11 protein-coding genes are annotated in these 13,995 nt (G+C 57.9%); 4 read left to right on the top strand and 7 right to left on the bottom strand.

Going from position 1 to position 13,995, the window contains the following annotated elements; genetic code table 11:
- Position 1: 1 nt before the first annotated feature.
- The 7 genes from ACYVRU_RS11040 to ACYVRU_RS11010 form a co-directional block, all read right to left on the bottom strand.
- Positions 2–1,528, bottom strand: coding sequence for an MBOAT family O-acyltransferase (locus ACYVRU_RS11040; RefSeq protein ID WP_114539826.1), 1,527 nt, complete (start codon positions 1,526–1,528; stop codon positions 2–4).
- A gap of 132 nt (positions 1,529–1,660) precedes the next feature.
- Positions 1,661–1,915, bottom strand: a complete 255-nt coding sequence (gene dltC, locus ACYVRU_RS11035) for a D-alanine--poly(phosphoribitol) ligase subunit DltC (protein ID WP_114539827.1) — start codon at positions 1,913–1,915, stop codon at positions 1,661–1,663.
- The gene (gene dltB, locus ACYVRU_RS11030) at positions 1,908–3,092 is read right to left on the bottom strand and encodes a D-alanyl-lipoteichoic acid biosynthesis protein DltB (protein ID WP_114539828.1); all 1,185 of its coding nucleotides are present in this window, start codon (positions 3,090–3,092) and stop codon (positions 1,908–1,910) included. The genes dltC and dltB overlap by 8 nt, the downstream gene beginning before the upstream one ends.
- A gap of 12 nt (positions 3,093–3,104) precedes the next feature.
- Positions 3,105–4,643: an amino acid adenylation domain-containing protein gene (locus tag ACYVRU_RS11025; RefSeq protein WP_302683438.1), complete on the bottom strand. Its 1,539-nt coding sequence runs from the start codon at positions 4,641–4,643 to the stop codon at positions 3,105–3,107.
- 84 nt (positions 4,644–4,727) lie between these two features.
- On the bottom strand, positions 4,728–4,892 hold the full coding sequence (locus tag ACYVRU_RS11020) for a hypothetical protein (RefSeq protein ID WP_173113647.1): 165 nt from the start codon (positions 4,890–4,892) through the stop codon (positions 4,728–4,730).
- The gene (gene dltD / locus ACYVRU_RS11015) at positions 4,879–6,114 is read right to left on the bottom strand and encodes a D-alanyl-lipoteichoic acid biosynthesis protein DltD (protein ID WP_173113650.1); all 1,236 of its coding nucleotides are present in this window, start codon (positions 6,112–6,114) and stop codon (positions 4,879–4,881) included. The genes ACYVRU_RS11020 and dltD overlap by 14 nt, the downstream gene beginning before the upstream one ends.
- Before the next feature lie 229 nt (positions 6,115–6,343).
- Positions 6,344–9,049 carry a bifunctional glycosyltransferase/CDP-glycerol:glycerophosphate glycerophosphotransferase gene (locus tag ACYVRU_RS11010; protein ID WP_302683439.1) on the bottom strand — a complete coding sequence of 902 codons (2,706 nt, stop codon included), beginning with the start codon at positions 9,047–9,049 and terminating at the stop codon, positions 6,344–6,346.
- A gap of 227 nt (positions 9,050–9,276) precedes the next feature.
- Between ACYVRU_RS11010 and ACYVRU_RS11005 the strand changes: the two genes are divergently transcribed.
- From ACYVRU_RS11005 to ACYVRU_RS10990, 4 genes are all read left to right on the top strand, one after another.
- On the top strand, positions 9,277–10,386 hold the full coding sequence (locus ACYVRU_RS11005) for an NAD/NADP octopine/nopaline dehydrogenase family protein (RefSeq protein ID WP_302683440.1): 1,110 nt from the start codon (positions 9,277–9,279) through the stop codon (positions 10,384–10,386).
- Positions 10,387–10,398: 12 nt separating this feature from the next.
- Entirely contained in the window at positions 10,399–11,457 is a 1,059-nt protein-coding gene (locus tag ACYVRU_RS11000; protein WP_302683441.1) for a pyridoxal phosphate-dependent aminotransferase, read from the top strand.
- Positions 11,458–11,559: 102 nt separating this feature from the next.
- Positions 11,560–12,912 (top strand): adenylyltransferase/cytidyltransferase family protein, encoded by a 1,353-nt coding sequence (locus ACYVRU_RS10995; RefSeq protein WP_173113659.1) that lies wholly within the window; start codon positions 11,560–11,562, stop codon positions 12,910–12,912.
- Between the two features lie 12 nt (positions 12,913–12,924).
- Positions 12,925–13,587 (top strand): hypothetical protein, encoded by a 663-nt coding sequence (locus tag ACYVRU_RS10990; RefSeq protein ID WP_173113661.1) that lies wholly within the window; start codon positions 12,925–12,927, stop codon positions 13,585–13,587.
- Positions 13,588–13,995 lie beyond the last annotated feature (408 nt).

Below are 13,995 nucleotides of genomic sequence, written 5' to 3'. Positions count from 1 at the left end.
CCTAAAACTGGAAGTAAATAAACGGGTTGTACGAGCTGGAGACCACCGACATGCAGCTCAGGACGAAGACGGCCAGAAGGGCCACGTCGGCGAGCACGTTCACGGCAGTCACGGCGCGGGCGCGGCCGGCGGGCACGGGGCCCTCGCAGACCACCTGGCAGGGCGGCACGGCGGTGTTACCCTTCTGCGGAGCGGCGACGATGGCGCGGTGCGGGTCGCCCTCGGCCCAGGCCTGGATCTTCTTGCGCAGCCACGGCGCCCAGGGCAGCGACCCCACGATGAAGACGGGCACGAGGCTCACGTAGCTCCAGGACTGCAGCTCCCACAACGTGGAGGTACCGAGCCACCCGTAGGCGCCGAACATGGCGCAGAACCACTCCCCCACGTTCGAAAGCCCCGTCACGGCGAACAAAAGCCACCCGAAGAAGAACAGCACGACGCACCAGATATGGCTCACGAACCGCGGCAGCTTATCGAGCACCTTCATGACTAAGAACTTCTCCAACAGGATGAGCACGCCCCAGTACAGGCCCCACAGAAGGAAGTTCCACGCGGCGCCGTGCCAAATGCCCGTCAGGCCCCACACGATCATGGTGTTAGCCACGAAGCGCGGCGTGCTCACGCGGTTGCCGCCGAGCGGGATGTACACGTAGTCGCGGAAGAAGCCGCCGAGCGACATGTGCCAGCGGCGCCAGAACTCCGTGGCCGACTTCGACGTGTAGGGGTAGTTGAAGTTGCGCGGGTACTCGAAGCCCATCATCTTGCCGAGGCCGATGGCCATGTCCGAGTAGCCGGAGAAGTCGAAGTAGATCTGGAAGGTGTAGGCGGCCACGCCCGAGAAGCAGCCGATGAAGCCGATCTCGGCCGCCTCGCGGGGCAGAAGCGAGTCGGCCAGCACGCCGGCGGTGTTGGCGAGCAGCACCTTCTTGCCCAGGCCCACGCAGAACAGCCGCAGGCCCTGGGCAAAGCCCTCCAGCGTCGCGCGGCGATGGTCGATCTCGTGCTCGATGTCGGCGTAGCGCACGATGGGGCCGGCCACCAGCTGCGGGAACATGGCGATGTACATGCCGAGGTACAGCGGATTCTTCTGCACCTTCACCTCGCCGCGGTAGACATCCACCACGTAGGTGATGGCCTGCAGGGTGAAGAACGAGATGCCGATAGGCAGCGCCAGGTTCAACTCGGCGATGAACTCCTCGCCAATGGCGCGGTTGATGTTCTCGGCCAGAAAGCCCTGGTACTTGTAGAACCCGAGCACGAGCAGGTTGGCTGCGAGCGCCGCCACGAGCCAGAAGCGCTTCGGCGCCGTCTTGCCCTCGCCGCACTTGCCTATGATGAAGGCGAACAGCCAGTTGAAGCAGATGGAGGCCACCATGAGCCACACGTACACTGGCTCGCCCCAGGCGTAGAACAGAAGCGAGAACAGCAGCAGAACCACATTCTTCGCCGGCCGCCACGGCATGGCGAAGTACACCGCCAGAAACAGCGGCAGAAACGCGAACAGAAAAATAGTGCTGGAGAAGACCAACGCGAGTCCCTTCGAACTGTCATCCCGTCAATTTAGCTCAGGCAATGATACCTTAACTTTTCCTTAACGACGCATCAGCGCCGAAATTAGCATCATGCCCGCGGAGGGACCGAGGCGCGCCTCGCATAATCGCTATTGGGCATCGTAGCGAATCTGCACCTGATAGATGATCTTATTAACCGAATTCATTTCCTCACGCTCCACCGCCGTAGGCGCAATGGTCACGCCGAATTCCGTCTCGATGGCCACCAGCAGTTCAATGGCTGCCATAGAATCGAGCAACCCCTCCTCGAACAGATCGGCGTCGCGCTCTTCGCGAATAATCTCGTCGTCGCAAATCTCCTCGATGAGCTCGAGCATGCGCTCCTCGACGGAATTCTCAGCCATTGGTCAAACCTCCTATGACAGTGTGCATTTGCCCAGAGAAAATAGCCATGCCAAGCATGACCAGATTAATGGTAACAAACCATTGGAGAACCTTGTACCATTTCTTTTTCTTGTGCTTCTTGTGAAAGGAAGATTTCTTCTGGTACACGTCGGTGGCGCCCATGAGAACGCCATAATAGGCGCCATAGACCAGATAGTCCACGGTCAGCCCGTGCCAAGCGCCCATGAGCATGAAATTCGCCATGTAGCCCGCACAGGCCGTCTGAAGTCGGTCTTTGAACAGCTTGCGACGCGTCGCCGACTTCACCGCGCGCATGAACACGAAATCACGTAGCCACGTGGACAGCGTCATATGCCAGCGATCCCAGAAATCGCGCACATCGAGAGCAAGAAAAGGGGCGCGGAAGTTGCGCGGCGTCTTAATGCCGAAGCAGTAGCTGGCCCCCATGGCCATAAGGGAATAGCCAGCAAAGTCGAAGAACAGGTAAAAGCCGTACATATAGGCATCTTTCACCTGGGCGCCCAGCTCTTGCCACCAAGGACCGTCGCCCAAAGGAGCAGGGGTGAAGTAATGGTGGAACACCGTGCCCAACACTTTCTGATACACTGCTCCCACCAAAAGCAGCATAATGCCGCGAGCCAGCAAGTCCGCATACTCAGAAGCGGTATACCTTCGGTTCGCATCCTCAGTGAACCGCCGGCTGCGATCGATGGGGCCGGATGTGAAGGGTGTGAAAAACACCAAGAAGTACAAGTAATCAGTGAAGTTCATATCTTCAATGAGGTCATCTCGGATCTCGATAATGACCTGTATTGCCTTGAATGTGATGTAGGATATCCCCAGAAATCCCATGAGGTTCTGGTCGAATACGGCACCGATTTTGTAAACGACTAGAGGGGCAATAACGGCCGCGAGTGCCAACCGGTACTTCCAAAGCGCCTTTTGCCCCGACCGCCAACTGGAAAGCTCCCAGAACGTAACCGCACAGGCGATGGCGATGAACGCAACGAAAGCGAGCATGCCCTCCAAGTTCTCGCCGAAGAGCAGGAGCAGGAACGCCAACGAGGCCGCCAGTCCGTAATACTTGATGCGGCGCCCCGAGAAGCCGAGAATGGCCGCAGGTACTATGGCAACGGCCAGAAACACATAGAATGCCGGATCGATATAGAAGTTCATAATTGTCGAGCCCTACGCCAACGCCTTGCGATCGATTTTGCCATTGACGTTCAAAGCGAATTCCTCATGAAAGACGATCTTTTTGGGCACCATATAGTCGGGAACAAGTTCCTTAAGGGCCGTCTTAATGGCGCGCGCTCGAGCGAAGTCGGCCGTCATCCCCGGCTCAGCAAGACGTACGTGAGCTACGAGATGAGTCACCTTCCCGTCGCGATCGGCGGGAAGCACCACCGCCTCGGCCACTTCAGGTATCCGGACGAGGGCCTGCTCGACGTCGGCCAGCTCGACGCGAAACCCATTCAGCTTCACTTGGAAATCGAGACGGCCCAAACAGAAGAGCCGACCATCCGCGTCAAGATAGCCCTTATCACCGGTTTTGTAGCAACGCGTCACAGCGCCATCGGAGCCTTCCCTCTCGGAGAATACGGCCTCCGTCAGATCGGGACGGCCATAGTAGCCCGCCGACACCGTGTTTCCCGCAAGGTATATCTCTCCCACTTCCCCGCAAGGCAGCTCCTCACCGGTTTCCGGATCGCGAATAAGGGCACGCACGCCATCGCTCAAATAGCCCACGGGCAAAGGATTCACCTCACGTGCCAAGCTCTCGTCTACCACAATATCGGTGACCGCCTGAGTCTCGGTGGGGCCGTAGGTGTTGAGAACCCTCGCCTCGGGAAAACGTTCGATGATCTTCAGGGCCGTAGCGTTGCGAAACACCTCTCCGCAGAGAATGACGTTGTCGAGCCGGGGCAGGAGATCCTGGTCGAAAGAAGGATCAACCAGGCACATCTCGATAAAGGACGGCGTCGAAATCCATGTTGTAAGGTCACTTGCAGCCAGAGCGCCGAACGTGGCCCTCATGGACTGCTCGTCTTCGGACTCCAGGGAGAACAGGGTATAGCCCGAGGCCAAACCGGCGATAATGTCGAACAGGCTCACATCGAAGGTGTAGGGCACGCGGTTGAAGCTGACGCCGTCGGGCCGCTCGGGGAAAAGTGCGCGGAAATAGTCCATAAAGGCGTCCACGCAGCGCGAGGGCATCTGAACACCTTTGGGGCGGCCGGTGCTCCCCGAGGTGAACAACAAATAGAAGGGCGTCTCATCGGCAATCCAGCGGGAACTGTCCCAGGAGCGTCCCGCCAGGGCCGCCTCGCGAACAACGGCATCTCCGACGACTGAATCTGCCAGCGATGCATCGCCGGGAAATTCGTCGTCAGACAACGTGATAACAAGAGGGTGCCCGATCTGATCCAAGATGTCGTTCACGCGATCGGACGGATAGGCGATGTCCACCGGGGCATAGGTCAGACCGGCCTTCGCAGCGGCGATAAAGCACACGAGCATGAGAGGCGACTTGTGGCCGTAAACCACCACGGGCTTGCCCTTTGGAGACCATTCGGCAAAGGAAGCGGCAAGAGAGTCGGACCAGGCGTCCAGCTCGGCGTAAGTCAGGCGCTGGCACGCATCCTCCTTTATCCGAGAATTGAAAAACGCCTCTTTCTCCGGATACTCAGCGCTCACTTCCCGTAGCCTTTCAAGAAACCTGCTCACGGTTGTGCCTCCCCTTTCTTTCATCGCGTCATCATTCACTCTCCATTGGCGGAAACGCCAATCGGCTCATCGTCAAAACCATGCTCAGAAGTTCTCATATACCGGCATCGCCGGCTCTCCAAACCCCGAATAAACGAGGAACCAAACGACCAGAGCGAGCATCGCCGCTGCAGCGGCGAACCACAGGATGGCACCGAGCCAAGTGTCGCTGAAAAACACCTCGAGAATCTTGTCCCTAATTCGCTTCATCGGCCTCATCCTTGCCCATGAAGAACTCGTAGATGTCGTGATTCACCTGCACCCAGCCCGTCCAGCCGAAATGGGCCATATCATAGAGAAAATAGGGATCGTACTCATAGGGCGAGTAGTCGACGTATTCAGCGCCCCGTTCTTCGCAGATCGCCTTCATGCGGTCGTACCAGATGGCCCGCACATCGGCGGTGTAATCGGTCTGATCGACCATAGCGCCTTTGAGGGGCATGAGAACGACTAACGGCTGGATACCTGTCTCCTGGCAGACATCGAGAAACAGCTCGAAATCCTCGAACTCGGTCTCCTGATAGGGCTCGTCGGTAAACGTAAGCCAGTCCTCGCGGCCGGCATACCATTTGTCGTACCCGCCGTTCTCGTACCAGCTATTGTAGATGCCCATGTCGTTGCTCGACGTCTGATCCGCTCCCTCGGCCTGCTCTTGGCTCATCCAGGCATCCCAATCGGGCACCTGGGCCTCACCTTGGGTGCGCCCCTCTGGCACGGGACGACTCTTGTTCAACTCACGCTCCGGCGCGTTCCAATCATCTTCTTCGTCGCTGAGCACCGCGTCCCAGTTTTTCGACGTATCAAAGATCTTCTGAACACCTTCGTTGATGCGATCCACGAAGGTCTTATCGGACGCCTCAGCATAGACTTCGTCCTCCGACACGCCGTACTCAACCATCTTCTTCTGAATCTTCGCCTTCGTCTTGTCGCTCACCTTGGGATTGGCCATGAGGTCAGCGTAAGCCTCGGGCGAAAACGACAACCTGAAACATTTGGCGGGATTCTGGTAATCCATGAACCAGGAGATTCCGCAGAAGAACACCACTTTGTCGTCGGGAATGTCTTCAGAAAGCGCGCCCGCTTCAATGGCGTGCCACAGATCTTGGCAATAAGGCTGGCCCAAAAGGAACGTGTCCATACCATAATTGTTGTTCGCGAAAAAGTTCCCCGGGTGCGACGAGACCGTATCGGGATAAACCCAGCGAAACTCGGAAGTGCCGAGAACCACCTTGCAGTTATCGCCCTGGGCGTTTCTCTGCTTGATGGCCGCGCGCACGAAATCCGGAGAATTGGAGCGCGCCTTCGCAGGCCATATCTGATAGGGAGTACTGGCGATCTGCTTCTCCAGAGCCGACGAGGACGCTGTGGCGCCCATAGCCACAGGGACGCACACGAGCGCTATCGCCAAAACCACTGCCACAAGACGCTTCAAAGCCTGCTCCTCCTCCGACGGAATCGATCCGCGCATCCACACAAAACGGGCGACGCTCTCGCGTCGCCCCCTAATTCAAAACCGAAATGCAGATTCATCGTAGCAAAATCGAGAAGCACTGGCGCAAAACTCCCCGCAGTTGCCCCGCATCAACATATCGCGTACACGCTATGTCCACAGGGTTTAACTTCTCCTTGCGCCAAAGTCGAGGCCATGACGAACCGGCGGATCACCGAGCGCAGCCATCGGCGCGGCGCCGCTCTGACAATGCTCGAGCGCCCTCGAAAATGCGTTTGCTGCTCTCGTAGTCAGAAAAACCGAACATGGCGTCGGCACGGCTTCGATATTCGGGCTCCATCTGGCAATCATTTTCCATGTAGCGTATGATGGCGTCCACTGTTTCCTCCAATGTGCGAGTCACAGGGCCAAAGCCGTCGATATCGTAGTCGAAGTAGCTGTCCTCACCGTACGTGTGACCACCGCTGAATACCGAATCGTACTGGCTGTACACCACTGGTTTGCGCTGGTAGCCAAAATCGAATCCCACCCCTGAGTAATCCGTCACCATGAGCGCCGACTCGCTCAGCACGCGCTCGTAGTCAGCCGACCCCTCCCCCACCTGCACAAGCTCATTGCCCTGGAAATCACCGGCTTGCTTCTCGAATGCAGGGTGCACGTAGAACTCGGCCGTGTACCCGTAACGCCTCATGGCGTCCAGCAGACGTTCGTCATTGATGAGGGCATTGTAAAATTTCCAGAAATCCGTGGATTTGAAATGATGCACATACTCGCGCGTGCTCGTGCCCGGGATGATCTTGCCAGCGATATTCGAGCGCCACGTGGGCAGAAACGCGATCTTCTTCTGAGTATGGACATCGCCGTAGGCGTCGTAACGAGCCATGCCCATGAGAGACACCTCATCCTCTCGGTAGCCATAAGCCTCGCTCAAAAGCGCATTGCGCTCCATCTGGGTGCTCACCGAGAACAACTTGATTTTCTTCGCCGGCTTACCCAGCATGAACGCCAGATCTCCAAAGAGCGTCCCATGGGTGAGGTATACGAAATCGTAATCCATGAGATCCTTCACGAACACGAGCTCGGGGCCGTAGGGGTTCACCATGGACTCTTCGGCGCGCGAGGACACCACCACCGAGGACAGCAGGAACAGCAGCTTGTAGCGGAAGGTGGTCGGATCAATTACGTGACCGTACTTGGCCACCGAGGCGTAATCGGCGCTCGACTTCTCCAAAGCGAAGTACATCTTAGCGCCGCGATAGCCGGATCGCTTCATGGCATAACGGTACACGTTCTCGGCGTTGTCGCCTGCCTTCCACTCCTTGTCGCCGAAGATCCAGATGGGTTTCTTGAACAGCAGTCGATGAACCCGGTAGCACAGACGCAGCCAAACGTACTCGAAACGCAATCGGGACGTCCCCTTCTTCGAGCGTAGGATCTCCGCCCAACGGCGCAGCTCGGACACGACGGCCATGCGCCACGTGGCGCGATAGGTGCGCAGCTGCTTGCCGATATGCTTCACCATGACGCCGCCGAAACGATGGTAGTCGCGCTTCATTGACTGGCTGAAAATAGCGAAGTTGCCATAATGAGGCGTGAGGATGACCTCCTGGACACGCCCGCAGAACCTCGCGCGGAACGAGAAGGAGCGCTCCGGCTCCAAAGGCAGATCGAGCGTGAACCGCATACCCTTGCATACCGACTCTTTAGCCAGAGTGCGACGATTATCGGTAGGGAATGGGGATAAATGCGCATTGAAGCGCTCACCGCTCTTCTCGTCGCGAACGAATAGCTCGAAGGGCATTCCCAATATGTCGATGTCCGTCGTTCCCTCAATATGCAGCGTCGTGCCTTGGGGAGTGATCTCGTAAAGATAGCAGGGCGCCTTCGCGTTCATGCTGATGAGCTGCATACCGTCGAGCAACCCTCGATCGCGGTCAACCCAAACCAGTTCCTTAAAGACATCCACCCCGTATTTGAGGCGGTAAAGAACGATTTTCTTTTCGCGAGTAAGCCAGCGCGCATTGGCGATGACGTCAGCATCGGCGTCCGCGACAATCTTGCGCACAGCGGCCGACCAATTCGCGGCGTCCTCGGCGGACAGGGCATCGCTCGCCTTGCCCAAAAGCTGCCACCCGATGATGTAGAGCGCCACCGCCTGGGCAAAGGGAAGCACCCGCCCCTTGGCACGGCGCGACGCCTCGAGCACGCGCTCGCACACATCCAGATTCTGCATATGCTTGGAATAGGTAATGACCTGGCTCAGAGACGAACCGTCCTGCCGCTTTCGGTAGAGATACGTGCAGAAAGGAGTAACCGCGTAGGCGCACTTGTGCAAAATAATCCGGTTGACGAACAGCGTATCCTCCGACGTAGTCAGATCCTCGTCGAATCGGATATCACCGATAGCTTCGCGCAGAAAGAAGCAGTTCCCAATCGTACTCTGGATGTCGCAGGGGCGATCTCCCAGACGGATGATGGAATCCTTGTCTTTCGGGAAACGGTAAGCCAAGGGATGGGTGTGGTCCTCGCCCTCGAAGAGGGTGAGCTCGCCAACGAGAACGTCGACGTTGTTCTCCTGGTTGTCGAAAAAATCCACGGCATAGGCAAACGATTCCGGCGTCCATTGGTCGTCACTGTCCAGGCAGGTGACGATGCGCCCGCTGGCCCGGTCGAGGCCGGCGTTGCGCGCCGAGGAGACGCCTCCGTTGGGCTGCTGGTGAAAAACGACGTTGGCTGGGTAGCGATCTTGGAACGAACGACAGATGGCGGCGCTGCCATCAGTGGACCCGTCGTCGACGATAACGACCTGAATGGCGTCCATCCCCACTGTTTGGGCAGCCACCGATTCCAGAGTCTCGCCCAGATACTCCTCGGAATTGTACACGGGGATCACGACGGATATTTCAAAATCTGACACTCTCGCTCCTCCAGCCTCGGAAAACGCCTCTCTGCCATCACACATTGCATCGAGTACCCACGCCTGACGGCAGTCCTCATATGATAGCACAAGGGCTCGGCGCAACATTTTGCTCATTTGCCGTAGGCAAGCTCCTTTGCAAGAGGGAAGGAAATCTTTTGGTCTATCATATAAGGTCAGCTCATTCGTTGAGACGAGCCCCTCGCCGGGCGACAAAGGAGTTTGCAGTGAACATTACGGTATTTGGCGCGGGAAACCTCGGCCTCGCCTGCTGCGCGGTGCTTTCGCAGGACAACGACGTCACGCTTTACACCACGCGACCCCATAAGAGCCGCGAAACGCTCGCATACACCTACGAAGAAAAGGCCGTCGCATCGGCGACCTTCACCGTTACCGACGACATGGCCCGGGCCTGCAACGCGGAACTGATCCTTTGCACCTACCCCGCGTTTCTCCGGCAGCAGTTCGTCGCCGACGTAGAGCCTTATGTCGGCAAAGGCACCCTCATCGGCTTTGTTCCGGGCTACGGGGGCGTGGAATACTACTGCCAGGGTCTCATCACCCGCGGCGTCACCGTCTTCGGGCTGCAGCGCGTGCCCTACGTGTGCCGCTCGAGCTGGGACGAGCGCACGGCCGGAATTCTGTCGGCGAAAGAAACGCTGTACGTGGCCACGCTCCCCAAGGGTCGAACCGCCGAGGTGGCCGCGCTTCTCGAGGATCTTTTCCATATTCCCACCGTAGCTCTCAAGGAGTTCCTCGCGGTAACGCTGGTACCTTCAAACCCCCTGTTGCACACTTCGGGCGCCTACGGCGTCTTCAAAGACTACCAACCGGGCGACACCTATCCCGAGCAGCTCATGTTCTACGAGCAGTGGAACGACGACACGTCGCGCTTCCTTCTGGCTTACGACGACGAGCTGCAGGCAATCTGCCGCGCCCTCGCCCCTCTCGATTTGAGCGAGGTGGTATCGCTGCGCGAGTACTACGAGTCCCCCACTCCCGAGGTCATGACTCGCAAGCTGAAGAGCATCCGGGCCTTCGAGGCGGTCAAGGTACCCCTGAGCCCCACCGAGGACGGCGCATTCCTGCCGAACTGGAACGACCGCATGTTCACCGAGGACTACCCCTTCGGCGTGGCCATCATCAAGGACATCGCCTCCATGGTCGGCGTGCAAACGCCGACCATCGACACCCTCCTCGATTTCTACCGCGCGCAAACTGGCACTAGCTACCTGAACGCCGACGGTACTTCCAGCAAAGACGCTGGCGCCAGCGCCATGCCCCGCAACTTCGGCCTCACCGACAAAGAGGCCTTCGTCGAGTTCTACCAATCGTAAAGGAGACGACCCATGGCATTTTACGTTGACGAGCACATCAAGAACACCGAGCGCGTTTTTCCCGACCAGGGGCGCTATGGGATGCTCCGTTACGACATGAACGAGAACCCGGAAGGACTGCCCACCTGGTTCGTGGACGAGGTCAAGGCCGAGATCACGCCGGAGTACCTGTCCATCTACCCCGAGCCCGACCGCTTCCTCACGAAATACGCGAAGTACGTGGGCGTCCCCCGCGATTGCGTTACGGCCACCAACGGCACCGACCAGGCCATCCGCTACCTGCTGCAGACATTCTGCGGACAAGGGCACGACGTGGTCACCGTGGCCCCCTCCTTCGAGATGTACTGGGTGAACTGCAATATCCTCGGACTGAACCATGTGCCGGTCGCCTACAACGACGATCTGTCCTTCAACATGGAAAACCTCATCGCCGCCATCGGCCCCAACACCGACATCGTCGTGCTGCTGAACCCGAACAACCCCGTGGGCGACGCCTTCAGCCGCGAGGACGTCATCGCAGCCATCGAGGCAGCCCGCGCCGTGGACGCCGTGGTCATCATCGACGAGGCCTACCATTACTTCTACCCCAACACGTTCATCGACTTGACACAGACCTACGACAACGTCATCGTCATGCGCACCTTCTCGAAGCTGTTCTCGCTGGCCGCTTGCCGCCTGGGCGTTATCATCTCGAACCCGACCATCATTCATTACGTCGAAAACGCCAAGCTCACCTTCGATGTGAACGCTCTGGCGCTGCTGTTCGGCGAGAAGATCCTCGATCACCCCGAGATTGCCGAGGAGCTCATCGCTGCCGAGCGCGAGGGCCGCACGTGGACCATCGAGACTTTGCAGGAGCAGGGCTATGAGGCCCGCCCCTCCGAGGGGAACTTCATCTTCATCCGCACCCATCGCCCCGCACCGGAGGTGGCGGCCGACCTTGAGGCCCGGAACATCCTAGTGAAGTCGTGGAAGTCCGGTATGCTCGCCGACTTCCTGCGAGTGTCCACCGGCTCGAAAGCCGCCATGGAGAAGTTCGTGGACGCCCTTTTGGAAGTGGACGCTGCCTAAGTTGGGCATCCGGGGGCGCACCGCCGACGAGCGGCGCGCCCCCGCATCGGCCCTGCCCCATCCTGCGGCCCAGCCGCACCCCCCCAAGCGAAGGATCAAGCTGTGAAGAAAGTCATCACCTACGGCACGTTCGACCTGCTGCACCACGGACACGTAAACCTGCTGCGCCGGGCGAAGGAGTTGGGCGACTACCTGATCGTGGGCGTCACTTCCTCGGACTTCGACAAAAACCGCGGCAAGATTAATGTGAAGCAATCGCTGATGGACCGCATCGAGGCCGTGAAGGCCCTCGGCATTGCCGATGAGGTGATACCCGAGGAATACTACGGCCAGAAAATCGATGATATCCGCAACTACGATGTGGATATCTTCGCTATCGGGTCTGACTGGCGCGGGCACTTCGATTACCTGAACGAGTACTGCGAGGTAGTGTACCTCGATCGCACAGAGGGCATTTCCAGCACCCAGTTGCGCGAAGGCGGCCATCACATCGCCCTGGGCATCGTGGGCGCCTCGCGCGACATCGCCAAGTTCATCGACGAGTGCAAGTACGTGAGCGGTGTCGATGTAGTGGGGGCGTTCCCCGACAGCGACGAATTCGACCTAGCGGGAAAGACGGCGCTGTTCGGATCGCTCGAGAAGCTCATCGAGGCAAGCGACGCGCTGTACGTCGCCAACGCTCCCGAGCGCCGCTTCGCCACGGCGAAGGCGGGGTTGGAGGCCGGCAAAGACGTGCTGAGCGAATCGCCCGTGGCGCTGGCCGCCTCCGAGGCGGAGGCGCTGTTTGCCGTGGCCGACGAGCGCGGGCTGGTGTTCCACGAGGCCGTGAAAACCGCCTACGCGCTGGCCTTCTCGCGCCTGACGTTGCTCGTCAAAAGCGGCATGATCGGCTCACCGGTCTCCGTGCGGGCCACCTGCACAAGCCAGGCCTTCACGAGCCCCGCAGGCAGTCTCATCGGCTGGGGGCCCATCGCCTGCCTCCCCATCTTCGAGATGCTGGGCACCGACTACACGGCAGCCAGCGCGGCGTCGCTCATGAGCCGCACCGACGGCACCGACGTGTACACGAAGGTGGATTTCATCTATCCGGGCGCCTGCGCGTCCATCGAGGTGGGCAGCGGGGCAAAGTCCGAAGGCGAGCTGGTCATCGCAGGCACCAAGGGCTATGTGTACGTGCCCTCTCCCTGGTGGAAAACCGATTACTTCGAGGTGCGCTTCGAGGACTTCTCCAGCAATAAGCGCTACTTCTATCAGCTGAACGGCGAGGGCATCCGCGACGAGATCTCCGTTTTCGCGAAGACCATCCAGGACGGCAAGAAGCCCAACCTGGACATCACCCGCGACCACACCATCGCCCTCAGCCGCCTTATCGAGAACTATCGCAACGGCCAGATGCAAGTCTACAACCTAGGAACCGAATCCGAAGGCTGCAGCATCAGCTTCTTCCAGAATTAGAGGAAGACAAGCGTGCGCCTTCGCAACAAAAGTAAAAACGCTAGACGATCAGCGGATAAAGCCGAGCGAGGCCATATGAATTGCGAAGCATTGCTTTTCGATCCGGACATCGATGAAGGCGGCTTAATCGCAAGAGCGGGAGACTGCTTCGCTCCACGAAAATACTGTGTGAAATTTTATCCAAAAAACCGTACGGAAAGTCTCCACGGTTTTTTGCACGACATCTCCTTAAAACAACTTCCTACAGTTGAAGTAGTGATTAAAGCGCTTGATGACGAGAGCTCGTCGGGGGAATGCAGATTCACATTAGAAACTGAGGAGGGGGTATGGAGCACAATCAGCCATTTCACAATCCATGTATACGATGAGTTTCGAAACAAGGGCGTCGGCACCGATTTAATTCTCTGTATGCACTTTATTATCAATTCAATTGATAGAAACCTTGTGAAGATGACTCACTCTGAGATTAATCCAGAAGACGAGAGTTATTTTTCTCGCTTACTTGCTTTTTATAGACGAAGCGGATTCATCATTGGCAAGGTCGGCAACAACGATCGAGCGATCGTCGAGCGAAAGCCCGTCTGCACATCCAGTTCCCAAATTGCATTTCTGGGAAGTAGCATACGCGACTTGGTCGAGGCTTGCACCGCAGCGACCAACTCTGGTCAACGGTAGAGACTCATTGGCTACATGTAATTACCATAATGCATATCACTTACTTTCATTCCGAAATCTCATCATATAGCATCGGAGCGGTCACTGGGGACAATCAGCGTTGTCGCAATGCTCTGGGCCCGCGGAGGCTGGAGCTAACGCTAGACTACCAAGCGTACCGTTGAAAAGTGCCCACACGACGTTCCACGCACGCCACCCTAACGATTCACGCCAACGCTATCTCGCCCACTACAAGCCAGACGATAATTCCAGTCTACAACCCAACATCGGTCTGCATTCAACAGCCTCAATAATCTTTCGCACTGTGGCTGGTAACGTACAATCTCTTGCGCACTTTCACAGCAGCATAGCCTAGATACCAAAAGACACGGCTCCGGCCTTCGGTATGATTCGAGTTGTCTAGATTCG

The sequence above is a fragment of the Adlercreutzia sp. CNCM I-6216 genome (genome assembly GCF_977113345.1).
Note: the sequence above shows the minus strand (reverse complement) of the source record. Positions and strands in the feature narration are given on the sequence as shown.